Here is a 23513-nt window from a genome sequence, read left to right as displayed (position 1 = left end):
TGACGGCAACGCAAAATTTTGCTCTAAGCCAATCCAAACTGAGGTGGCACCCCGGCGCAGGCCGGGGTCCATCCCGAGATCTCAAGATGGATCCCGGCCTGCGCCGGGATGACATCGTGGATGAGGAGCCGTGACTGCCATGACCCTGGACGACCTCGACGCCCGCCTCGCCCTGCGCGCTGCGGCCTCTCCCGACGAGAGCTACACCGCCAAGCTGATCAGCCGCGGCGTGGAAAAATGCGCGCAGAAGCTGGGCGAGGAAGCCACCGAAGCGGTGATCGCCGCGGTCACCGGCAACCGGCCCGAACTGGTCAAGGAAAGTGCCGATGTGCTCTATCACCTGCTGGTGCTGCTGCGCGCGTCTGGCGTACCGCTGACCGATGTGATGGCCGAACTCGATGCCCGCACCGCCCAGTCGGGCCTGGCTGAAAAAGCCGCCCGGTCGGACCAATCCTGATGAGCAAGCGCAAACCGGTCCTCGCCCCCTATCACCATTTCACCAAGGCCCAGTGGGGGGCGCTGCGCGCCGACGAACCCATGACGCTGACGCGCGAGGACATTGCCCGGCTGCGTACCCTCAGCGATCCCATCTCGCTCGAAGAGGCCGAAGAGACCTATCTGCCGCTGACCCGCCTCCTGTCTTTCTATGTCGAGGCCATCCAGAACCTGCACTCGGTGTCGACGCGGTTTCTCGAGACCGCCGACCAGAAGGTGCCCTTCATCATCGGCGTCGCCGGCTCGGTGGCGGTGGGAAAGTCCACCACGGCGCGTATCCTGCAGGCCCTGCTACAGCGCTGGCCCGCCAGCCCCAAGGTCGATCTGGTGACCACCGACGGCTTCCTTCATCCCAATGCCGGGCTCGAAAAGCGCGGCATCATGGCCCGCAAGGGTTTTCCCGAAAGCTATGACCGCCAGCGCTTCGTGCAGTTTCTCGCCGACATCAAGTCGGGCAAGTCCGGCGTCAAGGTGCCGGTCTATTCCCACCTGGTCTATGACGTGGTGCCCGGCAGCGAGGTGGTGATCGACCGCCCCGACATCCTGATCGTCGAGGGGCTCAATATCCTGCAGCCGGGCGAACTGCCCAAGACCGGCGCGCCGATCCTCTTCGCGTCCGACTTCATCGATTTTTCCATCTATATCGACGCCGACAATGATGATCTCGAAGCCTGGTTCATGGAGCGCTTCTTTCGCCTGCGCGAAACCGCCTTCAAGGACCCCAGCTCGTTCTTCCGTCGCTTTGCCGAGATGAACGAAGAGGAGGCCGGCGAGTTTGGCCGCATGGTCTGGCGCACCATCAACCTGCCCAACCTGCTCGACAATGTGCTGCCGACGCGCGGCCGCGCCGACCTGATCCTCAAAAAGGGCAAGAGCCACCTGATCGAGGAAGTTCAGCTGCGCCGGGTCTAATCAATATCTAACTTATGGGTTTGGAGATCTAAGGGCCGCGCACTGGGCCAATGCGGTGTCCTTGACACCTCCCGTTCAGTGGAGAGAATGTACAATCAGGCGGAGGGCGTGATGCAAATTACTCTCGATATCATGGTGCTTATTGTCTCTCTGATTGTGGTACCATTTGTTGTAAGCGTCGCCGCCAATGCCGCGCCCCCCATCCTTTCAGCTTGGCGATCTGCACGAATTGCTCAGTCAGCCGAGAAACGAAGGGTTGGTGATGCCGCAGAGCTAAAAGACCTACAACATCTGTTGCTTTGCCCTTTGCAGCGTGAACTAAGGCTAAATCGACATTCGACCAGCGCTACGCAATACGGTTTCATGATTGTTTTAATTACAATAATTGGTACCACGCTTCTTCTGTCGTTAGACATTCCCCCTGGCCTCCCTGCCACCACGAGAACGACTGGCATTTTTTTGGCAGGTGCGTGGACGCTGGCACTTTATGTTTGGGCGATTTCTCCAGGAGCTGCACTAATCGAGAAACTGAGCCGGTTTGAACATTATGAGGCGCAGTACCTACGGAAATACGGTGTCTACCCGAGCGGCTATTCCCCTTCTCCCCAAATATCACTTGCTGACCACGGCGTAGCGTAGCTCTCAGTACGTCCCGTGCTGGGGCTGGCTGAGGACGATCTGGTTGCCGTCGGCGTCACGGAACTTGGCGGTCTTGAAGAAGTCGCCCATCGACTTGGCTACCGGCGTCAGCCCGTGCAGGCTGAGCCGCCCCAGCTCTTCGGCCAGGTCATCCACCACCAGGGTCAGCACGGCGGCGCCGGCCCGGTCGCTGTCGGTGACGACCTGGACCCAGCCGCCGCCCGGCAGCTTCCATTCGGCGACATCGCTCATCGGCCGCGCATCGGCGGTCCGCCCGAACAGCCGCTCGTAGAATTCAAGCGCCTCGGTCATGTCGTCCACCGCGATACCGGCCAGCGCGTTGGTGATGGTCAAATCAGCGTCCTTGGTTTTGTTGCCACCTCAACCCTACCATGGTGACGGCAATGGGGCACGCTGTTGGCCTTTTGTCACGGCGCTGCTATAGGCCAGACCAAAGCGGGAGAGCAGAATGGCCGAACTCAAGGTGGTGGCAGCCGGTGCCGGCGGGCGCATGGGCGCAGCCAATATCCGTGCCGTGGCGGCCCAGTCGGGCCTGGTCCTGCATGGCGCCCTGACCAGCCTGCGCCTGCATGCGGCGGTCGACCGCGCCGGCAGTGCCGCCGTGGGCCAGGATGCCGGGCTCTTTGCCGGCATTGCCGCTTTGGGCGTCACCATTACCGATGATATGGACGCGGCTCTGGCCGGCGCCGATGTCATCATCGACTTCACCGCGCCCCAGGCCACGCTCACTTTGGCAGCGCGCGCGGCGGCTCTGGGCCTGGTCCATATCATCGGCACCACCGGCTGCTCGGAAGCCGACGACGCGGCCATTGCCCGCGCTGCCGGCGACGGCGCCCGCATCGTCAAGTCCGGCAATTTTTCCATGGGCATGGTGGTGCTGGCCAATCTCGTCGAAAAGGCCGCGGCAGCGCTGGCCGATTACGACATTGAAATTCTTGAAATGCACCACAACCGCAAGGTCGATGCCCCGTCGGGTAGCGCCCTGCTGCTCGGCGAAGCCGCCGCCAAGGGGCGCGACATTTCCCTCAAGGCCCATTCGGTTCGCGTCCGCGACGGCCATACCGGTCCGCGCGAAGCCGGCAGCATCGGCTTTGCCACGCTGCGCGGCGGCACCGTGGTGGGCGATCACTCGGTGATCCTGGCCGGGCCGGGCGAACGGCTTGAGCTCAACCACCGCGCCGAGGACCGCTCGATCTTTGCCAATGGCGCCGTGCGCGCCGCAATCTGGGCTGCCGGCCAGGCGCCGGGGCTTTATTCCATGGTCGACGTGCTCGGCCTCAACGACTGAACAAGGACCCTATTGATGACCGGAACCCTGATCCTCGTCCGCCACGGCCAGAGCGAGTGGAACCTCAAGAACCTCTTTACCGGCTGGCGTAATCCAAACCTCACCGAGCTCGGCATCGAGGAGGCGCGGGCCACCGGCCAGGCGCTCAAGGCCAAGGGTATCGTCCCCGATCTCTACTACACCTCCTCGCTCCGTCGCGCCCAGCACACGCTCGACCTGATGCTCGAGGAAATGGGCATCGCCAATGTCACCATCATCCGCAATACCGCGCTCAATGAGCGCGACTATGGTGATCTGAGCGGTCTCAACAAGGATGACGCTCGCGCCAAATGGGGCGAGGAGCAGGTCCATATCTGGCGCCGCAGCTTTGACGTGCCACCGCCCGGCGGCGAGAGCCTCAAGGACACCGCCGCGCGCACCCTGCCCTATTACGAGGCCGAGATCCTGCCCCAGCTCAAGGCCGGCAAGACCGTGCTGATCGCCGCGCATGGCAATTCGCTGCGCGCTCTGGTCATGGCCATCGAGGGCCTGACCCCCGAGCAGATTCTGGCCCGCGAAATCGGCACCGGCGAGCCGACGGTCTATCGCATTGGCCCGGACGGCAAGCTGGTCGAACGCGTGATGCTCTGAGGCCTGCCGGTTCCCAACAGGACCGGATGCTCTTCGCGCGGCTCGACATAGAGCTTGAGCACCAATGTGCGCACCACCGCAAAGATGGGCGTCGCCAGGGCGACGCCCATCAGCCCGAACAGGCTCCCCAGCACCGCCATGACGCTCAGCGACCAGGCGGGCGACAGCTTGATGATGCGCTGCTGCAGCATGGGCGTCAGTACATAGCCTTCCAGATTCTGGATCAGCAGCAGGCCGATGGCGCCGATCAGCAGGGTATTGCCGTCCTCGGCCGCCAGCACCAGCAGTACGGGCACGGCGGAGATGATCGGGCCCAGAAACGGAATGAAGTTCAGCGCGCCCGCCAGAATGCCCAGGATCAGCGCATTGGGAACGCCGAGCACCCAGAGCATGGTGCCCACCAGGGCGCCGATCAGCACCATCAGGGCGAGCTGGGTAACCATCCAGCCGCGCAGTGATTCCCCGGTGGCGCCCAGGGCATCCAGAATGCGGGCGCGGTGCTGCGGCGGCATCAGCAGCAGAAAGCCGTCGCGATAACCGCCGGGATTGATGGCGAAGAACAGGCCGAGAAAAAGCACGACCACGAAATCGCCGATAATGCCCAGCGTGCTGCCGAACAGCGAGCTGGCCTGGGTGAACAGGCCTGTCGGGTCCGGCAACATCTCGCGCACAGTGGTTTCGAGTTCGGTCTGATCGACGCCACCCACCAGCCCCTGTTCCTCGAGCTGGCCATAGAGCTGGGCCGTTTCTGTGCTCAGCAGATCCCACAGATCGAGCACACTGCGCCACAGGCTGACGCCGCCAAGGCTGAAGGCGAGAGCGAGGATGGCAGCAATGACGATGGTCACGATCGTCAGCAGCACCGGGCGTGGCAGCGGCAGCAGGCGGCGCAGCCCACGCACCGCAGCGTCAAGCACCGTGGCGATCAGGATGCCGGAAAAGATCACCAGCAGCGAATGCGACACATGCCAGGCCAGCATCAACGCTGCAGCGACGAACACGGCAATGAGCAAGGGATGAACGCTGATGGGCATCGGGCCTCCAGGGCTGGGTTGTGCCTGACCAAGCCGCGGGACAGCCGTTTGTTCCAGGCCCGCGCCGATTCACGTGAAACTTCGCGCCGTGCCAAAGACAATTTCGCGCCGGTGGAGCGAAATTAGGCGGAACCCTCGCCCCTCAATGCGCCGCCGAGATCACCCCGGCTTCCCAGCCCAGGATCGCCCGCTTGCGCGGCACGCCCCAGTGATAGCCGGTCAATGCGCCTGACGTGCCCACGACGCGATGGCAGGGCACCACGAAGCTGATCGGATTCTTGCCCACAGCCGCGCCGACGGCGCGCGATGCCGTGGGCCGCCCGATCTGCCGGGCCACGGCCGAATAGGTCGTCGCCTGGCCAACCGGAATGCGCAGCAGCGTCTCCCAAACCTTGACCTCGAAATCGGTGCCGATCAGCACCACCCGCACCGGCTGCTCGGCCGACCAGCGCCGGGGATCGAAGGCCTGCGCCACCAGCGGGGCGATGCGCGCATCGTCGCGGGTGAAGCGCGCCGGCGGCCAGCGATTGGCCAGGTCGGCAAAGGCCTGCTCGATTGTGGTCTCGGCATCGGCAAAGCCCAGCCCGCTCATGCCGTATTCGGTGGCGGTGACCACTGCCATGCCAAAGGGCGAGGGCGCCGCGCCCCAGATCATGTCGAGCCCCGCCCCGCCGGCCCGGAACACGCCGGGCGGCATGGCCTCATAGGCCACGAAGAGATCGTGCAGCCGCGAGGTCGAACTCAGGCCCACCGCATAGGTGGTATCGAGCACGCTCTCCTTGGCGCGCAGCAGGCTCTTGGCATGGTCAAGCGCCACGGCCTGGGCAAAGCTCTTGGGGGAAAGGCCGCACCAGCGGCGGAACAGGTCGGTCAACTGCCGTTCGCTGAGGCCCAGCGCCCGGGCAAAGCGGCTGAGATCGGCAATATCGGGGCCGTTTTCGCTGAGATAGCGAATGGCGGCCCGAATCGTGTCGTAGTCGCCATCGGGGGTCACATGTGCCATCTGGTTCATCGCCACACCCATTGTCAGCTGTTGTCCTGGGCGTCTGCTGTAGAACCGATCGCGATCCGGCGCGACCCGGTTTTTACCGGCCTCTAGCTGCGGGCGCGACGCAGCGCGGTGCCGAGCGCCTTGGCAAAGCTCGACTTGTCTTCCGGGCTCATGAACGCGCCCAGTTCGCACAGCTCGTCCCCGTCGCGCATCTGTATGGCGGTGGTTCTTTCATAGGCGTCGCGGGTCAGCATCAATCGCGCTGTGGCCGGATCAAAGCGGCGCAGCGTCCTGGCGCCGCGCCGGTCGGTCACTTCCCATTCCACCTGCTCGGCCCAGACGGTGATCCGCTCGCGCCGCTTGCCCTGCCGCAGGCCAAGATAAAGGCCGGTCACCACGCCACCTGCCGCCAGAGCCAGCACGATCATGACCGGCATTGTGCCTGGCGCCAGCAATAACAGGCCTGGTGCGGCAAACAGCAGCAGGGCCAGACCAGCCGCCAGCCAGATGCCGGCCGTGCTCATCCGGCGGTTGGGCGTCAGATCGGCGACAAACAGCGGTGTGGTGGTCGTGGCTTGTTGCATTGGCATGTCGGTCTCTTCGAGACTAACTATAGGCCCAGAATGAGAGGCGAGAAAATGCCTGCAATCAAAAAAGTGAAGAGCCTGCCCAAGGCCGATGTCGAAGCCATTTTTGCCCGCTTCGCCGAGATCGAACCAGAACCCAAGGGCGAGCTTGATTATTCCAGTGCGTTCACCCTGCTCGTGGCGGTCGTGCTCTCGGCCCAGGCCACCGATGTGGGGGTCAACAAGGCAACCAAATTACTGTTCCAGGTGGCCCCGACGCCGGCCGCCATGGTGGCACTGGGTCCGCAGCGGATCGAAGAGCTGGTGCGCACCATCGGCCTGTTCCGCACCAAGGCCAAGAACGTCTATGCGCTGAGCCAGCTCTTGCTGGAACGCCATGGCGGCGAGGTGCCGGCCGACCGCGAAGCGCTCGAGGCCCTGCCCGGCGTTGGCCGCAAGACCGCCAATGTCGTGCTCAATATCTTCTTCAAGCAACCGGCCATCGCGGTGGATACCCATCTGTTCCGCGTCAGCAACCGCACCGGGCTGGCCCCGGCAAAGACGCCCCTGGCCGTCGAGCAGATCCTGCTCAAGGTCATCCCCGCGCCCTATCTGCTGCATGCCCATCACTGGCTGATCCTGCACGGGCGCTATATCTGCAAGGCGCGCAAGCCGGAATGCTGGCGCTGTCCGATCGCGCAATGGTGCCGCTTCACCCCCAAGACGCCGATGCCCAGTGTCCCTGCGGCAAAACACCAGGGCTAGAGCCTAGCCGCGCGCCATGATGGCGGCAAAAATCGGGATCAGCAGCAGGAAGCCGGCCTGGATGTGCAGGAAGCGCCGGTTGCTGCGAATCGCGGCGGTGTCGGGGCTGTAGCCGGCGTCGGCCTTGAAGGCGCCCTGCCATTTGCGGATCGCCAGCGTCGGGGGAATGGTGAGCAGGCCCATGATGAGGAAAGCGCCCATCTTGCTCCAGAAGGCGTGGCTGGACACATAATATTCCCAGCCCGCCGCGCCAAACATCACCCGCAGCACGCCGACGACGATGACGAAGCCTGCCACCGCGCCATAGGCCGCGTCGAGTTTGGCCAGCTGGCTGATGCGTGGTCCGCTCAGGCCCGGTCGCAGCAGCGCGAATTCGGCGGCAAAGATGCCCACCAGGGTGAACACCGACAGGTGGTGGGCGATGGTCAGCAGCAGATCGACAGGCATTGGCCGGACCCCGAGGTCATGTTATCACTGCATACATAATGACAGCCAGAAGTAAACAATGTCAACATCCATCGCCAATGCCCCCTATCATCACGGCAATCTGCGCCAAGCGCTGCTTGAGGCCGCCCTGGTGATTCTGGAGAAGGAGGGCGAGGCTGGTCTCGGCCTGCGCGATCTGGCGCGGGCCGTGGGCGTGTCGCCGGCCGCGCCCTATCGCCATTTCGACAGCCGCGCCGCTTTGCTCGAGGCGCTGGCCGTCACCGGCTATCAGCGCTTTACCGGGCTGATGCAGGCCATGGCCGGCAGCGACACGCTTGACCCGATGACGGCCATGGGGCGCATCTATGTCAAGTTCGCCCTCGATAACCCCAACCTCTTCCGCCTGATGTTCTCCCCCGTGCTGAGGCGCGACAATCGCCCCGGTCTGCAGATGGCCGCGCATGCCGCCTACCAGACGCTGCGCCACGTCACCGGCCAGGATCTGGCCAGTGGCCGGGTGGCGGCTTTGGCCGCCTGGGCGCGGGTGCATGGCCTGGCCGTGCTGCTGCTCGATGGCCAGATCGCCATCGAGGCCGGCGAGGATATCGAGGCCCTGGTCACGGCTATCATCGACCAGCACTGAACGGCAGGCGTTGCGCCGGGTCCGGCCTTGCTCTAAACCGGCATCCGGCTTTCTCACCCCGGATCCGTTCATGACCCAGACCCGCTTTGACGTCCTCACCATCGGCAATGCTATCGTCGATATCATTGCCCCGGTCGAGCCGGGCTTCATCGAGCGCGAAGGCATGCAGGAAGGCATCATGCACCTGATCGACACCGATCGGGCCGAAGACCTCTATGCCAAGATGCCGATCAGCCGGCAGCAGATCTCGGGCGGCAGTGCCGCCAATACCGCCGCCGGCATCGCCTCGCTGGGCGGCCGCGCCGCCTTTGTCGGCAAGGTGGCCGATGACGTGCTGGGGGATGTCTTTGAGGCCGATCTCAACGATATCGGCGTGCACTACAATACCAGCCGCCTCAAGAACGGCGCGCTGACCGCCCGCTCGATGATCTTCCTGAGCGAAGATGGCGAGCGCACCATGAACACCTATCTGGGCGCCTGCCACCAGCTGACCGAGGCCGATATCCATCCCGACGAGATCGGTGGCGCCGCCATAACCTTCATGGAAGGCTTTCTCTGGGATCCCGTGGAAGCCAAGAAGGCCTTCGTGCTGGCCGCCCACTATGCCCACAAGCATGAGCGCGCCGCCGCGCTGACCCTGTCCGATCCCTTCTGCGTCGACCGCTTCCGCGCCGAATTCCTGGATCTGATTCGCTCCAAGACCATCGACTATGTCTTTGCCAATGTGCACGAGCTCAAGTCGCTCTACGAGACCGACGACCTGGGCGAGGCCGTGCGCCAGATCGCCAAGGACGCCGAAGTCGCCGCCATCACCATGGGCGCCGATGGCGCCATGGCCGTGTTCAATGGCGAGATCACCTCGGTCCCCGCCTTCCCCATCGACAAGGTGGTCGACGCCACCGGCGCCGGCGACCTCTTTGCCTCGGGCTTCCTGCTTGGCCTCGCGCGCAACCAGTCCATGGAATCCGCCCTCAAGACCGGGTGCCTGGCCGCCCACGAAGTCATCAGCCATATCGGCGCGCGGCCACAGGTAGCGCTCGATGGCCTGGTGGCCAAGCATGGACTGGCGGGGTAAGGCCGCAAACCTCTGGCATGGTGGGAATTGGCCAAGGTCGTCGCCCACCCTTGTGCGGCTGGACGTTTCGGCTCTGACGAGCGCCTGATCTATCCCAGGCTCTTTTGCATCATCGCCAGTGCATCCGCCGTCGAGCCGGTGGGCCGGAATTCCAGACCCACCGCGCCGGCATAACCCTGCGCCTCGAGCCAGGCCAGCTTCTGCTTGATGGGCAGGTCGCCGCTGCCGGGCTGGTTGCGGCCGGGATGATCGGCGATGTGGACGTGGAATACCCGGTCCAGCCGGCCCAAGAGGACCGTCTCGGGGTCCTCGCCCATCACCATGGAATGGTAGAGGTCATAGGTGAGGCCGATTTCGGGACGGTTGACGGCGTCGACAATGTCGAGCGCCTCGGCGGTGCTGGTGAGGTAATAGCCGGGGTGATCGACGCGGTCATTGAGCGGCTCGAGCGCCAGTCTGACGCCCGAACCGGCCAGCACCTCGGCCGAGCGGGCCATGGCGGTGACCAGATCATCATGCTGGCGCGCGCGCTCGACGCCCTCAAGCAGCGGCCCTGACTGGCAGATCATGATCGGTGCGCCCAGGCGCAGCGCGACGTCGCGGCTCTTTTCGAGACCGGCCAGGAACCGGTCATGGTCGTCCTCGCGGGTGAGGTCAGCAAAAGGCTCGGCGACAATGCCGGCCAGCCTGACGCCTGTCTGCGCTAGCGCCCGTTCGACGGCATCGAGATCCTTGTTCGACCACAGCCAGAATTCGACGAGGTCGAAGCCGGCAGCCTTGGCCAGCGCGATGCGGTGCGGGAAATCTGTCGTCTCGGGGACGAACAGCATTTCGATGCAGGCGGAGTATGTCGTCATGCCAAACGGGTCCCGCCGGCCATTTCGGCCAGGATCGCCCGGGCTGCTGCCGCCGGATCGGCCGCCGCGATGATGGGGCGTGCCACCACCAGATGACTGGCGCCGGCGCTGAGCGCTTCGGCCGGGCTCATTACCCGCTTCTGATCGCCCGGGGGGCTGCCCGCCGGGCGGATACCGGGGGTCACCACGGCCATGGCGGGCCCGACAATCGTGCGCACCATCTGTGCTTCATGTGCTGAAGCCACCAGCCCGCCAATGCCAGCATCATGCGCCTGCTGCGCCCGCAGCGCGACAAGGCCGGCGGTGTCGCGGGCAAAGCCGGCTTCCTTGAGGTCGGCATCGTCCATCGAGGTCAGCACCGAGACGCCCAGGATGGAGAGGGTCGAACCAGCCGCACCCTTGGCGGCGGCGCGCATGCACTGCGGATAGGCGTGCACCGTCAGCATGGTGGCGCCGGTCTCGGCGATGGCCGCGACGCCCTGTTCAACCGTGTTGTCGATATCGAGCAGCTTGAGGTCGAAGAACACTTTCTTGCCGGCGGCCAGCAGCGCCTTTCCCAGGGCAAAGCCGTCGGCACCATAAAAGCACTGATAACCGATCTTGTAGAAGTCGACGCTGTCGCCCAGCAGCGCCACGATTTCCTCGGCGCGCGCGCGTGACGAAACGTCCAGACCCACGATCAACTGGCCAGCCATGGTCTTCCCTCCGATGTGTTTGATGGCTTGCACCTAGTGGATTTGCTGCCGCGCCGCAACTGGCGGCGGCAATCTTGTCACTCGATGCCGGCCGGGCCTATCCTCTGCCCATTGCCACCACAGGATATTGCTGATGTCCAAGCTGTTGCTCACCCACCTCAATCACGACCTGACCAACAACACGTCCTATGTGCATGTCGTCTGGTCCGATGATCCGAACCGCCGGCTGGGCATGGTTGTGCCGTTCGGCACCACGCTGGCCGATGCCGAGCGCGAGGCTGTCGCCGCGGTGCGGGCCCTCTCGGCTGAACTGGCCGCGGCCGAGATCGAGGCGCCCTCGCCTAAAACCTAGCCAAACCAGCCTGGCGCAAAATCTTCCATGGCCTGCCATTCGCCGCTCAGGCGCGCTGGATCGAGGTCAAAGGCAAAGCAGTTGCCGCCGCCTTTGTTGGCGTGCCGGCTCTGGTCTTCGCTGCGCGCGATGGGCCGTCCGGCCAGGTGACATTTGAGCAGCGTGCCCACCGCGCCATGGCCACAGAACACGGCCGGCACGTCGGGCGGCACGCTGGCCAGGGCGGTGGTGACGGTGTCGACAATGCGCCGTTGGGCGTCCACCGCCCTTTCCCAGCCCTCGGCACTCACCTCGGGTTCGGCAAAGAACCGGTCCGCCATGGCTTCGAACAGGCTCGGCGGCAGAAAGCCCGTGGCGCTGCGGTCATTCTCGCCCATCAGGTGGTCGCTCAGCACCGGCGTGCCGGTAGCAGCGGCGAGGATATCGGCCAGCTCCATGGCCTTGGTCTCGCGGCTGGTAAAGATCATCGCCCCCGCCGGCACCACGCCGCGCGCGGCAAAGGCCTCTGCCCGCTGCCGACCCAGTTCGGACAGGCGCCAGAGCGGTACCGGGATCTGGGCATCCATTTCTACCTGCGGATGGGTCACATAGAGCGCGCGCATGACTCAGCCCCGGCTGAAATGGGTCAGTTCATGCACCATCTGCTCGACCTTGCGGATGATCGCCGGCTCGAGAAAATCGCCGTTGACGTCAAACGCCTCCTCGGCCGGGCCGATGCCCAGCAGCGTCGGCACCACCAGGGCGCCCACCTTGGTCAGCGATTCGCGCAGGTGGCTGAGCGACCAGATGGTGCCATATTTGCCCGAGCTGACCCCGCCAATGCCAAAGATGGCGTGGCGGAACGGGCTCGGCTTCTGCCGGCTGATCCAGGTGATGGCATTGACTAGCAGCGGCGGCACCCCGCCATTATATTCGGGCGTGGCGATGAAGACGATGTCGTGGCTGCGCCACAGCGCTGCCAGCCGGACAGCCGCAGCGGGCACATTGTCGGCCTCGAGATCCTCGTTGAAGATAGGCAGGTCGAAATCGCCCAGGTCGAGCGCGGTGACGGCGACCCCGGCGGCGTCGAGCTGGCGGCCCATATGGGCCTGCAATTTGCGGTTCTGCGAGCCCTTGCGGATGGAGCCCGAAAGCGTCAATGCGGTCTTCATCTTGCATTCCTGTTGCCGAAGCGTCGAAATTGACCCGACTGGCGCGTCGCTGCAAGATAAATGGCGAGCCGGCGATCATTCGGCAGCTTGCCACCATAGGGAGACAATCAATGGCCGCTTCGATCTTCGTCAATATCCCGGTGCGCGACCTGCCGGCATCCATGGCCTATTACAAGGCCATCGGTTTTGACCATAATGCCCAGTTCAGCAACGAGGACGGCGCCTGCATCGTGTTCAGCGAGACCATCTATTTCATGCTGCTGACGCATGAGAAGTTCCTGGCCTTCTCGCCGCTGCCTATCCCTGATCCCAAGACCCATACCCAGGCGCTTTACGCCTTGTCGCGCGACAGTCGTGCCGCCGTGGACGCCATCGCCGAAACGGCGCTGAAGGTGGGTGGCACCGAGGTGCGCGAGGCGCAGGACCACGGCTTCATGTATGGCCGCTCCATCGCCGATCTCGACGGCCATGTCTGGGAATATTTCTGGATGGAGTTCAGCCCGCAGCAGGGGGCGTGAAGGCCTTTGAGAAGCAAGGGGCCGGCATGCGCGAAAGCGTCGTACCATTCGAGCCTAGCTCTCATGGCCTTGATGCGGGAAATCGCTCCACCGGAGCGATTTCGTTTCCGCCTCAAGCCTCAAACATCTTCTTGAGCTTGTCGAAGAAGCCGCCCGAGGTCGGGTTGGTTTCCTGGGTTTCGAGCTTGGCAAATTCCTCGAGCAGTTCGCGCTGCCTGCGGCTGAGCGCCTGCGGCGTCTCGATATCGAGCTGCACATAGAGGTCACCGACATCCTTGGATCGGAGCACCGGCATGCCCTTGCCCTTGAGCCGCACCCGCTGCCCCGGCTGGGTGCCGGCGGCCACCTTGACCTTGGCCCGGGCGCCGTCAAGGGTCGGCACTTCGAACTCGCCGCCCAAGGCGGCGGTGGTCATGGCGATAGGCACGCGGGCGAAGAGATCGGCGCCATCGCGCTGGAACAGGTCATGCGGCCGTAGCGAGATGAAGATGTAAAGATCGCCCGGCGGGCCCCCGCGTAGCCCCGCCTCGCCCTCATTGGCCAGGCGGATACGGGTGCCGTCCTCGATGCCTTGGGGAATATCGACGCTGAGCGTGCGGTTTTCCTGGCGGCGGCCCTGGCCACCGCAATCGGTACAGGGCTGGTCCATCATCTGGCCGCGGCCCTGGCAGACCGGGCAGGTCCGCTCGATGGTGAAAAAGCCCTGTGCCGCGCGTACTTTGCCATGGCCATTGCACTGACGGCAGGTATGGGTGCCGGTGCCCGGCTTGGCACCCGAGCCCTCGCAGGTCGTGCAGCCCACCAGGGTCGGCACGTCGATTTCGACGGTACGGCCCTCAAAGCTTTCTTCCAGGCTGATTTCAAGATTATAGCGCAGGTCGCTGCCGCGCAGCTTGGCCGCGCCGCCGCCACCGCGCCGGCCGCCACCGCCACCCATGAAGTCGCCGAAGATATCGTCGAAGATATCGGACATCGAGGATGTGAATTCGGGCCCGAAGCCAGCCGGGCCGCGGCCGCCACCATTTTCGAAGGCGGCATGGCCGAACCGGTCATAGGCGGCCCGCTTCTGGCCATCCTTGAGCGTGTCATAGGCCTCGCTGATTTCCTTGAACTTGGCCTCGGCCGCGTCATTGCCCGGATTGCGGTCCGGGTGATGGGCCATGGCAAGCTTGCGATAGGCGCTCTTGAGCGCAGCGTCATCGGCGCCCTTGTCGACGCCGAGCACTTCGTAGAAATCGCGTTTTGACAAGAAGCACGTCTCCAATGCATTGCCGGTCGCGACAGGCGCGCCCGACCAAATCTAGCCCCTAGATGGCCATCGACCCCGCGGCCCGCAAGGGGGCGCGGGCACATCACTGCCATTCACCGCCCCGGAAGGCAACTTTGGGCAACGCCAGTCGTGCCGGGGCCAGAGGGCCAACCAATTCCCCGCTCTGTAGCAAGAGCGCGCGCCGTCTTCAACATGGCTGAGCAGGCTTTGGCTAACGCGCCGGTGGTGCAAAGGCCCGCGCCAGGGCGTCGGCCAGTTCGGCCTGGGCAAACAGCGCCTTGGTAACGATCTGGCCCAGCCCAAAAAATCCCTGCGTCACGCCCTCATAAATCGTGCAGCTGACCGGCACCCCTGCCCGCTGCAACGCCGCCGCCAGCAGTTCGCCCTCCGAGCGCAGCGGGTCGATCCGCGCCAGGATAATGCTGGCCGGCGCGAGGCCTGCCAGGTCGTGACGCGTCGCCAGATTGAGCAGCGGCTCGTCTTCGGGCAGGCCATCGGCAAAGATCTGCCGCAGCCGCCAGCGCATGGCCGGCATGTCCACCGGCAGCGTCCGCAGCGTCTCGCCATAGGAGGGCATGCTGAAATCGGTCCCGGCCATGGGATGGATCAGCGCCTGATGAAGGGGCCGGTGGCCGCGGCCATCGCGCGCACGCAGCGCCACTTGCAGGGCCAGATTGGCGCCAGCATCCTCGCCGGCCACAGCCACCCGGCGCGGATCCCCGCCCAGGCGATGGGCCTGATCACCCAGCCAGGTCCACGCGGTCCAGGCATCGTCATGGGCTGCAGGCCAGGCATGCTCGGGCGCCAGGCGATAGCCCACCGACAGCACGATGGCGCCTGTCCGACGCGCCAGGGCGCGGGCCGAGCCGTCATGGCTGTCGAGATCGCCGGTGACAAAGCCGCCGCCATGGAAATAGAGGACCATTGGATTGAGGCGCGGCAACAGCTCGCCTGGCCGGTAGAGCCGCGCCGCCAGGTCGCCCGCCGCGCTGTTGATGGTCACGTCCGCGCTGGCGACGCCATCATCGTCGGCGACGGTTCCCGCCACCGCCATCAGGGCCTTCACCGCATCGGGCAGGCCTGGCTGCGCTCTGGCTGCCGCGGGGGTCAACTGTTCCAGCCGCTGCGCGCCAAGTTGCGTCAGCATATCGAGTACCGCCTTCATGTCGGCGTCGAGCCCGGCGGTCGGATCGCCGCCGATCAGTTCGGCAAGTCGGCCGATCGATTCCTGCGGATCGCCCGGGGCGGGAATGCTGTCGGTCATGGGCACGCCTTGTCGGTTGCGGTGCCCCCTTTGGACAGGGGGAACCGGCCCGCAATTGGGCTCAATCATGATGAATTTGCGGCAATGGCGAACCCGGCCCCGCCAGTCGCACCGGCCTGATTCACGTGAAACGCCGAGCCGGCCCTCGCAATTGTCCGCGGGGCCGAAGATCTGGCGGTCCGGGGAGAGCGGTGCTCTGATGGCAGGAAGCTCCTGCCGGGTAAATCGCGCCACCGGCGCGATTTGAGGCGACAAAATCTGCCGCGCTGTGCGTGACCAACAGGCCGCCAGGCATGGAATCGATTGGCGGCCCGATGGAACCATCCTGGCCGCGCCCGCAGGCCGGCGGCCATAGAAAAGTGGACTTAGCCGGCCACGTCGGCGACGGCCACGCCCTTGTCCATCAGCTTCTTGCGCGCTGCATTGACCACATCGACGCTGAAGGTTTCTTCATGGCGCATGACAATGGCTTCGCCGGTCAGGTCGCCCCGGCCATGCTCGACCAGCTTGTCGAAGCCGTCGCTGAGCGCGTCTTCCATCATCTGGTCGCTCAGCACCTTTTCGGCGCCGACGCGCTTGTGCTTGGCGCGCACCTTGACCAGGCGGGTCACCCGGCCATTGTCGGCGGTGCGCAGTTCTTCGGCCGCGGCCAGGCCGGTCCAGAACTCGCGCTCGACGGCGCTTTCATTGTGGGCGGCGCCCACCAGTTCGGCGATGCGCATTTTGCATTGAAACGCCAGATCGTCGTAGCCAAGGCGGACGGCATTGGCCATCAGCTTGCGCAACTTGTCTGGGTCGGTGAAAGTTTGGGGGTCTGGAATGTTCATGGATCACCATACCCACTTCTATTTCAAACCAAAAGGGGCCCGGCTGCTGCCGGACCCCTTTATCTGGTGGATTGATGTCGCTTAAGCAGACTTCTTGTCGTCGTCGTCGCTGACTTCTTCGAAATCGGCGTCAACCACGTCGTCATCGCCGTCATCGTCCGAACCATTGGCCTTGGCTTCGGCTTCCGCCTGGCTGGCCTTGTACATGGCCTCGCCCAGCTTCATCGCGGCCTGGCCGAGCGCGTCGGTCTTTTCCTTGATCACCTCGGCATCGTCGCCATCGATCACCGCCTTGAGCGCGCCAATGGCGCTTTCGATGGCGGCCTTGTCCTCGGCCGAAACCTTGTCGGCATATTCGGTGAGTGACTTCTCGGTCGAGTGGATCAGGCTCTCGCCCTGGTTCTTGGCTTCCACCGCTTCGCGCTTGCGCTTGTCGGCGTCAGCATTGAGCTCGGCTTCCTTGACCATGGCTTCGATATCGGCGTCGCTCAGGCCACCCGAGGCCTGGATGCGGATCTGCTGCTCCTTGCCGGTGCCCTTGTCCTTGGCCGACACCTGCACGATGCCATTGGCGTCGATGTCGAAGGTCACTTCCACCTGCGGCACGCCGCGCGGTGCGGGGGGAATGCCGGCCAGATCGAAATTGCCCAGCAGCTTGTTGTTGGCGGCCATTTCGCGCTCGCCCTGGAACACCCGGATCGTCACGGCGCTCTGGTTGTCCTCGGCGGTCGAGAAGGTCTGGCTCTTCTTGGTCGGAATGGTCGTGTTGCGATCGATCAACCGGGTGAACACGCCACCCAGGGTCTCGATGCCCAGCGACAGCGGGGTCACGTCAAGCAGCAGCACGTCCTTGACGTCGCCCTGCAGCACGCCGGCCTGGATGGCCGCGCCCAGCGCCACGACTTCGTCCGGATTGACGCCCTTATGGGGCTCCTTGCCGAACAGTTGCTTGACGATTTCCTGCACCTTGGGCATGCGGCTCATGCCGCCGACCAGCACGACTTCGTCGATCTGCGCGGCAGTAACGCCGGCATCCTTCATGGCCATCTTGCAGGGCTCGATGGTCTTCTGGATCAGGTCATCGACCAGGCTTTCAAGCTTCGAGCGGCTCAGCTTGAGCGTCAGATGCTTGGGGCCCGAGGCGTCGGCAGTGATGAAGGGCAGGTTGATTTCGGTCTGGGTCGAGCTCGAGAGCTCGATCTTGGCCTTTTCAGCCGCTTCCTTGAGGCGCTGCAGCGCCAGCTTGTCGGTGCGCAGGTCGATGCCCTGCTCTTTCTTGAACTCGTCGGCCAGATAGTCGACCAGGCGATGATCGAAATCCTCGCCGCCGAGGAACGTGTCGCCATTGGTCGACTTCACCTCGAACACGCCGTCGCCGATCTCGAGGATCGAGACGTCGAAGGTGCCGCCGCCAAGGTCATAGACCGCGATCGTGCCGGTATTCTTCTTGTCGAGGCCATAGGCCAGCGCCGCCGCGGTCGGCTCATTGATGATGCGCAGCACTTCGAGACCGGCAATCTTGCCGGCATCCTTGGTGGCCTGACGCTGGCTGTCGTTGAAATAGGCGGGCACGGTGATGACGGCCTGCGTGACGGACTCGCCGAGATAGCTTTCGGCGGTTTCCTTCATCTTCTGCAGGATCATGGCCGAGACCTGGCTGGGCGAATACTTCTCGCCCGATGCCTCGACCCAGGCATCGCCATTGTCGGCGGCCACGATCTTGAACGGCACCAGATTCTTGTCCTTGCCCACGACCTTGTCGTCATAGCGACGACCGATCAGGCGCTTGACGGCAAACAGCGTGCCCTCGGGATTGGTCACGGCCTGGCGCTTGGCCGGCTGGCCGACCAGACGCTCGCCATCCTTGGAGAAGGCGACCATGGAGGGGGTGGTACGCGCACCCTCAGCGTTTTCGATAACCTTGGGATTGGCGCCGTCCATCACTGCGACGCAGCTATTGGTGGTGCCCAGATCAATACCGATGACTTTAGCCATTACTCTAGCCTCTCTATTCAGCAAACCCATGCTGGAGCCCCTCTCGCGAGGCAGTTCCGTGGCCCCGAAGGACCGGGTTCCTTGCAATTGAAATTGCGCCCATTGCCGGGCCTGTCGGGTATATAGGGGGGTCCCCGTACGGCTTCAAGCGCTCATAGGGCACATTTGCCGCCTGGCGCCGCTTTGCGGGGGCTCTGGGCGAAATCGACGGCACTGGGGAACCGGCGGGCGCCGGTCCCCCGTCACGCCTAGTCCTGCAGCGTATAGCTGTTGAGCGAACAGATATCGATGGCCATCACCTCAAGCACGGCGCCCTCGCCGGTCTCGAAGCGGAAATCATACTCACACTGGTCCGAGCCATCGCCGATGGTAACGACGCCCTGCTCGCCCGGCTCCAGCGTGCCGTCCTCACCGAGCAGGTCCTCGCCCCACTCCTCCATATTGCTCGGATTGGTGTAGAAATAATGCAGCGACTGGCTGCTGTCATTGATCAGTGTGAACTCGACGGTTTCGGCCCAGGCGGGCACGGCGCCAGCCAGCAGCACGAGGGCGGCAAGGCTGCCCTTCAGGAAGGTATTCATGACAAATGTCCCCAAAGCCGGGCGCATCGGCGGCCGGCACCGCACTATCTTCAGCGGCAGGAATTAATCAAGATGCCGCCGCGCGGCGGCGCACTTTTCTTTGCCCCTGCGAAGCCCTAGAACCACGCCATGTTCACGCCCGGCTCCATCCTGCTGCACGATACGCTCAACCCCGGCGCGACCAGCCTGCTGTTCACCGCCCCAAGCGACGTGATCGCGGCCCATGACGCCGATGGTGTGCGCGCCGCGCTGGCCCGGCTGGAGGACGCCCAGCGCCAGGGCCTCTGGGCCGCCGGTTACCTCGCCTATGAGGCCGGCTTTGCTTTTGAAGAGCGTCTCATCCCGCTGCTGTCAGCATCCAGCGAGACACCCCTGCTCTGGTTCGGCCTCTATGATGCCCCGCAGCGGCTTGATGCCGCCGCCGTCGCCGCCTATCTGGTCGATCTTGTCGGCACCCGCACCGGCCATGCCCGCGATATCGTGCCCAGCCTCAGCCTGGCGCAATATGCCAAGGCCTTCGCCCGGGTCAAAGCCCTGATCGCGGCGGGCGACACCTATCAGGTCAACCTCACCTTCCCCGCCGATTTTCGCCTCGAGGGCGATCCAGTCGCGCTTTACGCCGCTTTGGTGCGCCAGCAGAAGGCGGCCTTTGGCGCCCTGCTCAATACCGGCAGTCACTGGATCCTGTCGCGCTCGCCCGAACTCTTCGTCGCCCGTCACGGGGACAGGTTGAGCGCAAGGCCGATGAAGGGCACGCTCAAGCGCGGCCGCAGCCTTGCCGAGGACGCGGCGGGCCGCGCCGCCCTGGCCGCCGACCCCAAGAACCGCGCTGAAAACCTCATGATCACCGATCTGCTGCGCAATGACCTGGGCCGCATTGCGGAGATCGGCTCGGTGAAAGTCACCGACCTCTTCACCGTCGAAACCTACCGTACCCTCCACACCCTGACCTCGGGCATTACCGCGACGGCCCGTCCCGGCATCGGCACCACGGCCCTGCTGGAAAACCTCTTCCCCTGTGGCTCCATCACCGGCGCGCCCAAGCTGCGCGCCATGGAAATCATCCATGATGTCGAGGCCGGTCCGCGCGGCGTCTATACCGGCTCGATCGGCTATGTGGCGCCCAGTGGCGACCTTCAATTCAACGTCGCCATCCGCACCGCGGTCATCGACGAGACAGGCAAGGGCCGCATCGGCATTGGCGGTGGTATCGTCGCCGACTCCACTGCCGAAGACGAGTATCGCGAGGCTTTGCTCAAAATGGCCTTCTTCACCGACCCCGCCGACCCGGTCACCCTGATCGAAACCCTGCTCTGGACACCAGCTGAGGGCTACGCCCTGCGCCAGCGCCACCTCGACCGGCTGGCAGCCTCGGCCGCCTATTTCGGCTTGGCCTGTGACCTTGCCGGCATCGAGACACTGCTCGACAGGCAGGCCTTCACCCAGCCCATGCGCGTCCGACTGACCCTCGACGCCCAGGGTCCGGCGCTGACCGCCATGCCGCTGCCGCCCAATCCGCCGGTCTTCCGCTTCATGATCGCCGATGACCGCCTCGACAGCCAGAGCCTCTGGCTGGCGCACAAGACCACCAACCGCGATTTCTATGACACCCCGCGCCAGCGCGCCCATGCCACCCATGGGGTGGACGAGGTGGTCTTTCTCAACGAGCGCGGCGAGCTGACCGAGGGCTCGATCACCAGTCTGTTTGTCGAGCGGGACGGCATGCTGCTGACCCCCCCTCTGGCATCGGGCCTGCTGCCCGGCACGCTGCGCGCCGAGCTCTTGGCCACCGGCCGGGCGGCCGAGGCGGTTTTGACGCTTGCCGACCTTGCCGGCGCCGAGGCAGTCTGGCTGGGCAATTCCGTGCGCGGCCTGCTGCCGGCACAATGGGTGCAACCCTGATTTGAGCTGGAGTATGGCCCGATGACGCTGCAGATTTCCCCGAGCGACCTGCTGGTCGTCGTCGATGTGCAATATGACTTCCTGCCCGGCGGCAGTCTGGCGGTGGCCGATGGCGACGCCGTGGTGCCGCTGATCAATGCCCTGGCCAAAAAGTTCACCCATGTCGTCTGCACCCAGGACTGGCACCCGGCCGACCACATCTCCTTTGCCAGCCAGCATCCCGGCAAGGCCCCCTTCGAGACCGTGCAACTGCCCTATGGCAGCCAGGTGCTCTGGCCCGACCACTGCGTCTGGAATAGCCATGGCGCGGCGCTCTCGGCCGATCTCGATATCCCGCAAGCCCAGCTGATCCTGCGCAAGGGCTATAACCGCGCCATCGATTCCTATTCCGGCTTCCAGGAAGCCGATCGGGAGACCCTGACGGGTCTGGCCGGCTACCTCAATGAGCGCGATATCGGCCGGCTCTATATCGTGGGGCTGGCCACCGATTTCTGCGTTGGCTGGACCGCCATCGACGGCGCTGCTGCCGGCTTTGACGTCACCGTCATCGAGGATGCCACGCGGGCCATCGACAATGAAGGCAGCCTCGCCCGGGCCTGGGCCGACATGGCAGAGGCCGGTGTCGAGCGCGTGATGAGCAGGGATATTCTGGGCTAAGCCGCCCCCCAAAACGAAAATCCCCGCTGGTGCGGGGATTCACGTGAAACGTCGAAGCGGCGGCACCGCCGTAAAATCCTTCCGGCGGAAGGATCTTAGCCGAAAAGGCCATGAGGGCTGCGGCCGAATGGCAGCGCCAAATCAGACACTCTTGTCGATCGCCTCGTCGGCCGGGGCGTGGCTCGGGCCGCCCTTGGCGACGCCCACCATGGCGGGGCGCAGGATGCGGTCGCCAATGGCAAAGCCGGCCTGCACCACCTGCACCACCGTGCCCTCGGGCTTGCTGGGATCGGGAACCTCGAACATGGCCTGATGCCGGTGCGGGTCGAATTTCTGCCCTTCGGCCTCGATCGGCTTGACGCCATGCTTGGCCAGCAGGCGCTGCATTTCGCGCTCGGCCATCTCGATGCCTTCGATCAGCGTCTTGGTCGTGGCGTCGCCAGAATCGCGGGCCTCGGGCGGCAGCATCATCAGCGCCCGGCTCAGCGCATCGGTGGCGCTCAGCATGTCGCGGGCAAAGCCGGCAATGGCATAGCTGCGCGTATCGTTGACTTCGCGCTCGGTACGCTTGCGCAGGTTTTCCATCTCGGCAACGGTGCGCAGCACGCGGTCCTTGAGCTCGCTGTTTTCCGCCCGCAGGGCCACGGTCGGATCGATGCTCTCGATGTTATCATCGGTCTCTTCAACCGGGACTTCGACTTCAGGCACTTCGCCTGAGGCGGCGTTCTCGTCGCTCATCATTGCTGTTTCCGCACATACCAAAGGATTTGATCCGCATATCGGCTAATATCGGGGTGATTTCAACCCTGCCTGCGCCGATGCCTGCCCCGCGCCGGTGACCCTCGCCCCTGCCGGGGCCCCCGATCAGTGCTTGCGGGCCATCATCGCGGTGATGACATGGGCGGTGTAATCCACCACCGGCACGATGCGCGCATAGTTGAGCCGTGTCGGCCCGATCACCCCCAGCACGCCCACCACCTTGTCATTGGCATCCTTGTAGGGGCTCAGGATCACCGAGGAGCCCGACAGGGAAAACAGCTTGTTCTCCGAACCGATGAAGATGCGCACGCCCTGCGCCTTGTCGGCATCGCCGAGCAGCTCAAGCAGCCCGTCCTTGCTTTCGAGCTCGTCGAACAATTGCCGCATGCGTAGCAATTCGTCTGATGCCATGGTGTCGTTGAGGAGGTTCGCCCGGCCGCGCACGATCACCGTCGGCGCGCTGGAGGGCGAGCTCTGGCTCAGCGTGGCAATGCCGGCATCGACCAGCTTCTGCGTCAGCTCGTCGAGCTCGGCCCGCTGTTCGGCCCGCTGCGCCGCCAGCACCTTGCGTGCTTCGGCCAGGGTCCGCCCCACCACGTGATGGGCAATGAAATTGCCGGCCTGGGTCAGCGCGCTGGCGGTGAGCCCGGGCGGGGTCTCCATGATGCGGTTTTCCACCTGCCCGTCCTGACCGACCAGGATCGCCATGGCCCGGGTCGAATCGAGTCGCACGAATTCGAGATGCCGCAACACCATGTCGGCCTTGGTGGCGATCACCACCCCGGCGCCATGGCTGAGGCCGCTGAGCAGCTGGCTGGCTTCGGTGAGCACGTCTTCGACCTGGCCCTTCTGACCCTGGATCGACTGGGCGATCTGGCTGCGCTCGCTTTCATTGACCGCGCCCACTTCGAGCATGGCATCGACGAAAAACCGCAACCCCTCCTGGGTCGGCGCCCGGCCCGCCGAAGTATGCGGCGCCGCGATCAGCCCGAGATCTTCGAGATCGGCCATGACATTGCGCACCGAGGCCGGCGACAGCCCGCCCTGCAGCATTCTGGAAAGGTCGCGCGAGCCCACCGGCGCGCCGGTATCGAGATAGCGCTCGACGATGCGGCGAAAAATGTCCTGGCTGCGGGCATTGAGCACGCTCAGAAAGTCTTGCGGCAGCTGGCTCATGGTTTTTGCTAAAATCGTCCGCTT

Annotated in this window: 28 protein-coding genes; 12 read left to right on the top strand and 16 right to left on the bottom strand. The window is 64.6% G+C overall.

What is annotated here, in order from left to right:
- Positions 1 to 130: 130 nt before the first annotated feature.
- From GDR53_RS08960 to GDR53_RS08950, 3 genes are all read left to right on the top strand, one after another.
- Positions 131 to 457, top strand: coding sequence for a phosphoribosyl-ATP diphosphatase (locus GDR53_RS08960; protein ID WP_193337709.1), 327 nt, complete (start codon positions 131 to 133; stop codon positions 455 to 457).
- Complete coding sequence (gene coaA / locus GDR53_RS08955) at positions 457 to 1407, top strand: type I pantothenate kinase (protein WP_193337708.1); 951 nt, start codon at positions 457 to 459, stop codon at positions 1405 to 1407. The genes GDR53_RS08960 and coaA overlap by 1 nt, the downstream gene beginning before the upstream one ends.
- Before the next feature lie 111 nt (positions 1408 to 1518).
- Complete coding sequence (locus tag GDR53_RS08950; protein WP_193337707.1) at positions 1519 to 2046, top strand: hypothetical protein; 528 nt, start codon at positions 1519 to 1521, stop codon at positions 2044 to 2046.
- A gap of 3 nt (positions 2047 to 2049) precedes the next feature.
- Here GDR53_RS08950 and GDR53_RS08945 read toward each other — a convergent pair whose 3' ends face one another.
- Entirely contained in the window at positions 2050 to 2400 is a 351-nt protein-coding gene (locus tag GDR53_RS08945) for a VOC family protein (protein WP_193337706.1), read from the bottom strand.
- A gap of 115 nt (positions 2401 to 2515) precedes the next feature.
- On the opposite strand from GDR53_RS08945, the gene dapB reads away from it, so the two are divergent.
- Together dapB and GDR53_RS08935 are read left to right on the top strand one after the other, a co-directional pair.
- A complete protein-coding gene (gene dapB, locus GDR53_RS08940; protein ID WP_193337705.1) occupies positions 2516 to 3355 on the top strand; it encodes a 4-hydroxy-tetrahydrodipicolinate reductase in 840 nt (279 codons plus the stop codon).
- 15 nt (positions 3356 to 3370) lie between these two features.
- Complete coding sequence (locus tag GDR53_RS08935; protein WP_193337704.1) at positions 3371 to 3985, top strand: 2,3-bisphosphoglycerate-dependent phosphoglycerate mutase; 615 nt, start codon at positions 3371 to 3373, stop codon at positions 3983 to 3985.
- Here GDR53_RS08935 and GDR53_RS08930 read toward each other — a convergent pair.
- From GDR53_RS08930 to GDR53_RS08920, 3 genes are all read right to left on the bottom strand, one after another.
- On the bottom strand, positions 3937 to 5019 hold the full coding sequence (locus GDR53_RS08930) for an AI-2E family transporter (RefSeq protein ID WP_193337703.1): 1083 nt from the start codon (positions 5017 to 5019) through the stop codon (positions 3937 to 3939). The genes GDR53_RS08935 and GDR53_RS08930 overlap by 49 nt on opposite strands.
- Positions 5020 to 5161: 142 nt before the next feature.
- Positions 5162 to 6043 carry a methylated-DNA--[protein]-cysteine S-methyltransferase gene (locus GDR53_RS08925; protein ID WP_193337702.1) on the bottom strand — a complete coding sequence of 294 codons (882 nt, stop codon included), beginning with the start codon at positions 6041 to 6043 and terminating at the stop codon, positions 5162 to 5164.
- Positions 6044 to 6114: 71 nt separating this feature from the next.
- Positions 6115 to 6600: a DUF2244 domain-containing protein gene (locus GDR53_RS08920; RefSeq protein WP_193337701.1), complete on the bottom strand. Its 486-nt coding sequence runs from the start codon at positions 6598 to 6600 to the stop codon at positions 6115 to 6117.
- 48 nt (positions 6601 to 6648) lie between these two features.
- Between GDR53_RS08920 and nth the strand changes: the two genes are divergently transcribed.
- The gene (nth, locus tag GDR53_RS08915) at positions 6649 to 7341 is read left to right on the top strand and encodes an endonuclease III (RefSeq protein WP_232846772.1); all 693 of its coding nucleotides are present in this window, start codon (positions 6649 to 6651) and stop codon (positions 7339 to 7341) included.
- A gap of 3 nt (positions 7342 to 7344) precedes the next feature.
- Here nth and GDR53_RS08910 read toward each other — a convergent pair whose 3' ends face one another.
- Positions 7345 to 7788 (bottom strand): DUF2214 family protein, encoded by a 444-nt coding sequence (locus tag GDR53_RS08910; protein WP_193337699.1) that lies wholly within the window; start codon positions 7786 to 7788, stop codon positions 7345 to 7347.
- A 58-nt stretch (positions 7789 to 7846) separates the two neighbouring features.
- Between GDR53_RS08910 and GDR53_RS08905 the strand changes: the two genes are divergently transcribed.
- Together GDR53_RS08905 and GDR53_RS08900 are read left to right on the top strand one after the other, a co-directional pair.
- Complete coding sequence (locus tag GDR53_RS08905) at positions 7847 to 8410, top strand: TetR/AcrR family transcriptional regulator (RefSeq protein WP_193337698.1); 564 nt, start codon at positions 7847 to 7849, stop codon at positions 8408 to 8410.
- Positions 8411 to 8480: 70 nt separating this feature from the next.
- Positions 8481 to 9485, top strand: coding sequence for an adenosine kinase (locus GDR53_RS08900; RefSeq protein ID WP_193337697.1), 1005 nt, complete (start codon positions 8481 to 8483; stop codon positions 9483 to 9485).
- Positions 9486 to 9574: 89 nt separating this feature from the next.
- Here the strand turns inward: GDR53_RS08900 and GDR53_RS08895 are convergent, their stop codons facing one another.
- Entirely contained in the window at positions 9575 to 10342 is a 768-nt protein-coding gene (locus GDR53_RS08895; protein ID WP_193337696.1) for a TIM barrel protein, read from the bottom strand.
- Complete coding sequence (gene pyrF, locus GDR53_RS08890; RefSeq protein ID WP_193337695.1) at positions 10339 to 11037, bottom strand: orotidine-5'-phosphate decarboxylase; 699 nt, start codon at positions 11035 to 11037, stop codon at positions 10339 to 10341. The genes GDR53_RS08895 and pyrF overlap by 4 nt, the downstream gene beginning before the upstream one ends.
- A gap of 133 nt (positions 11038 to 11170) precedes the next feature.
- On the opposite strand from pyrF, the gene GDR53_RS08885 reads away from it, so the two are divergent.
- A complete protein-coding gene (locus tag GDR53_RS08885) occupies positions 11171 to 11389 on the top strand; it encodes a hypothetical protein (RefSeq protein ID WP_193337694.1) in 219 nt (72 codons plus the stop codon).
- Here the strand turns inward: GDR53_RS08885 and GDR53_RS08880 are convergent.
- Positions 11386 to 11991, bottom strand: a complete 606-nt coding sequence (locus GDR53_RS08880) for a histidine phosphatase family protein (RefSeq protein WP_193337693.1) — start codon at positions 11989 to 11991, stop codon at positions 11386 to 11388. The genes GDR53_RS08885 and GDR53_RS08880 overlap by 4 nt on opposite strands.
- A 3-nt stretch (positions 11992 to 11994) precedes the next feature.
- Positions 11995 to 12540 (bottom strand): NADPH-dependent FMN reductase, encoded by a 546-nt coding sequence (locus tag GDR53_RS08875; RefSeq protein ID WP_193337692.1) that lies wholly within the window; start codon positions 12538 to 12540, stop codon positions 11995 to 11997.
- Between the two features lie 110 nt (positions 12541 to 12650).
- Between GDR53_RS08875 and GDR53_RS08870 the strand changes: the two genes are divergently transcribed.
- The gene (locus GDR53_RS08870) at positions 12651 to 13058 is read left to right on the top strand and encodes a VOC family protein (protein ID WP_193337691.1); all 408 of its coding nucleotides are present in this window, start codon (positions 12651 to 12653) and stop codon (positions 13056 to 13058) included.
- 112 nt (positions 13059 to 13170) lie between these two features.
- On the opposite strand, the gene dnaJ is transcribed toward GDR53_RS08870, so the two are convergent.
- From dnaJ to GDR53_RS08845, 5 genes are all read right to left on the bottom strand, one after another.
- Positions 13171 to 14307, bottom strand: a complete 1137-nt coding sequence (gene dnaJ, locus GDR53_RS08865; protein WP_193337690.1) for a molecular chaperone DnaJ — start codon at positions 14305 to 14307, stop codon at positions 13171 to 13173.
- Positions 14308 to 14539: 232 nt separating this feature from the next.
- The gene (locus GDR53_RS08860; protein WP_193337689.1) at positions 14540 to 15592 is read right to left on the bottom strand and encodes an alpha/beta hydrolase; all 1053 of its coding nucleotides are present in this window, start codon (positions 15590 to 15592) and stop codon (positions 14540 to 14542) included.
- Positions 15593 to 15957: 365 nt separating this feature from the next.
- Positions 15958 to 16419 (bottom strand): hypothetical protein, encoded by a 462-nt coding sequence (locus GDR53_RS08855; RefSeq protein ID WP_193337688.1) that lies wholly within the window; start codon positions 16417 to 16419, stop codon positions 15958 to 15960.
- 81 nt (positions 16420 to 16500) lie between these two features.
- Positions 16501 to 18414, bottom strand: coding sequence for a molecular chaperone DnaK (gene dnaK / locus GDR53_RS08850; RefSeq protein ID WP_193337687.1), 1914 nt, complete (start codon positions 18412 to 18414; stop codon positions 16501 to 16503).
- A gap of 248 nt (positions 18415 to 18662) precedes the next feature.
- Positions 18663 to 18995 carry a hypothetical protein gene (locus tag GDR53_RS08845; protein ID WP_193337686.1) on the bottom strand — a complete coding sequence of 111 codons (333 nt, stop codon included), beginning with the start codon at positions 18993 to 18995 and terminating at the stop codon, positions 18663 to 18665.
- A gap of 129 nt (positions 18996 to 19124) precedes the next feature.
- On the opposite strand from GDR53_RS08845, the gene pabB reads away from it, so the two are divergent.
- Both pabB and pncA read left to right on the top strand, forming a co-directional pair.
- Positions 19125 to 20897, top strand: a complete 1773-nt coding sequence (gene pabB / locus GDR53_RS08840; protein WP_193337685.1) for an aminodeoxychorismate synthase component I — start codon at positions 19125 to 19127, stop codon at positions 20895 to 20897.
- 21 nt (positions 20898 to 20918) lie between these two features.
- Positions 20919 to 21554, top strand: a complete 636-nt coding sequence (pncA, locus tag GDR53_RS08835; protein ID WP_193337684.1) for a bifunctional nicotinamidase/pyrazinamidase — start codon at positions 20919 to 20921, stop codon at positions 21552 to 21554.
- A gap of 141 nt (positions 21555 to 21695) precedes the next feature.
- Here the strand turns inward: pncA and grpE are convergent, their stop codons facing one another.
- Positions 21696 to 22292, bottom strand: coding sequence for a nucleotide exchange factor GrpE (gene grpE / locus GDR53_RS08830; protein ID WP_232846771.1), 597 nt, complete (start codon positions 22290 to 22292; stop codon positions 21696 to 21698).
- Positions 22293 to 22418: 126 nt separating this feature from the next.
- A complete protein-coding gene (gene hrcA / locus GDR53_RS08825; protein ID WP_193337682.1) occupies positions 22419 to 23489 on the bottom strand; it encodes a heat-inducible transcriptional repressor HrcA in 1071 nt (356 codons plus the stop codon).
- Between the last annotated feature and the right edge of the window lie 24 nt (positions 23490 to 23513).

It is taken from the genome of Devosia beringensis, assembly GCF_014926585.1.
Classification (GTDB): Bacteria; Pseudomonadota; Alphaproteobacteria; order Rhizobiales; family Devosiaceae; genus Devosia; species Devosia beringensis.
The sequence above is the reverse complement of the archived record's forward strand: the minus strand, read 5'-3'. Positions and strand labels throughout refer to the sequence as shown.

Bases quoted from the DNA above. Each gene is read 5' to 3' on its own strand.
- coaA (WP_193337708.1), top strand. From the start codon at position 457: ATGAGCAAGCGCAAACCGGTCCTCGCCCCCTATCACCATTTCACCAAG.
- GDR53_RS08950 (WP_193337707.1), top strand. From the start codon at position 1,519: ATGCAAATTACTCTCGATATCATGGTGCTTATTGTCTCTCTGATTGTG.
- dapB (WP_193337705.1), top strand. From the start codon at position 2,516: ATGGCCGAACTCAAGGTGGTGGCAGCCGGTGCCGGCGGGCGCATGGGC.
- GDR53_RS08935 (WP_193337704.1), top strand. From the start codon at position 3,371: ATGACCGGAACCCTGATCCTCGTCCGCCACGGCCAGAGCGAGTGGAAC.
- GDR53_RS08930 (WP_193337703.1), bottom strand. From the start codon at position 5,019: ATGCCCATCAGCGTTCATCCCTTGCTCATTGCCGTGTTCGTCGCTGCA.
- GDR53_RS08925 (WP_193337702.1), bottom strand. From the start codon at position 6,043: ATGGGTGTGGCGATGAACCAGATGGCACATGTGACCCCCGATGGCGAC.
- GDR53_RS08920 (WP_193337701.1), bottom strand. From the start codon at position 6,600: ATGCCAATGCAACAAGCCACGACCACCACACCGCTGTTTGTCGCCGAT.
- nth (WP_232846772.1), top strand. From the start codon at position 6,649: ATGCCTGCAATCAAAAAAGTGAAGAGCCTGCCCAAGGCCGATGTCGAA.
- GDR53_RS08910 (WP_193337699.1), bottom strand. From the start codon at position 7,788: ATGCCTGTCGATCTGCTGCTGACCATCGCCCACCACCTGTCGGTGTTC.
- GDR53_RS08905 (WP_193337698.1), top strand. From the start codon at position 7,847: ATGTCAACATCCATCGCCAATGCCCCCTATCATCACGGCAATCTGCGC.
- GDR53_RS08900 (WP_193337697.1), top strand. From the start codon at position 8,481: ATGACCCAGACCCGCTTTGACGTCCTCACCATCGGCAATGCTATCGTC.
- GDR53_RS08895 (WP_193337696.1), bottom strand. From the start codon at position 10,342: ATGACGACATACTCCGCCTGCATCGAAATGCTGTTCGTCCCCGAGACG.
- pyrF (WP_193337695.1), bottom strand. From the start codon at position 11,037: ATGGCTGGCCAGTTGATCGTGGGTCTGGACGTTTCGTCACGCGCGCGC.
- GDR53_RS08885 (WP_193337694.1), top strand. From the start codon at position 11,171: ATGTCCAAGCTGTTGCTCACCCACCTCAATCACGACCTGACCAACAAC.
- GDR53_RS08880 (WP_193337693.1), bottom strand. From the start codon at position 11,991: ATGCGCGCGCTCTATGTGACCCATCCGCAGGTAGAAATGGATGCCCAG.
- GDR53_RS08875 (WP_193337692.1), bottom strand. From the start codon at position 12,540: ATGAAGACCGCATTGACGCTTTCGGGCTCCATCCGCAAGGGCTCGCAG.
- GDR53_RS08870 (WP_193337691.1), top strand. From the start codon at position 12,651: ATGGCCGCTTCGATCTTCGTCAATATCCCGGTGCGCGACCTGCCGGCA.
- GDR53_RS08860 (WP_193337689.1), bottom strand. From the start codon at position 15,592: ATGACCGACAGCATTCCCGCCCCGGGCGATCCGCAGGAATCGATCGGC.
- GDR53_RS08855 (WP_193337688.1), bottom strand. From the start codon at position 16,419: ATGAACATTCCAGACCCCCAAACTTTCACCGACCCAGACAAGTTGCGC.
- dnaK (WP_193337687.1), bottom strand. From the start codon at position 18,414: ATGGCTAAAGTCATCGGTATTGATCTGGGCACCACCAATAGCTGCGTC.
- GDR53_RS08845 (WP_193337686.1), bottom strand. From the start codon at position 18,995: ATGAATACCTTCCTGAAGGGCAGCCTTGCCGCCCTCGTGCTGCTGGCT.
- pabB (WP_193337685.1), top strand. From the start codon at position 19,125: ATGTTCACGCCCGGCTCCATCCTGCTGCACGATACGCTCAACCCCGGC.
- pncA (WP_193337684.1), top strand. From the start codon at position 20,919: ATGACGCTGCAGATTTCCCCGAGCGACCTGCTGGTCGTCGTCGATGTG.
- grpE (WP_232846771.1), bottom strand. From the start codon at position 22,292: ATGAGCGACGAGAACGCCGCCTCAGGCGAAGTGCCTGAAGTCGAAGTC.
- hrcA (WP_193337682.1), bottom strand. From the start codon at position 23,489: ATGAGCCAGCTGCCGCAAGACTTTCTGAGCGTGCTCAATGCCCGCAGC.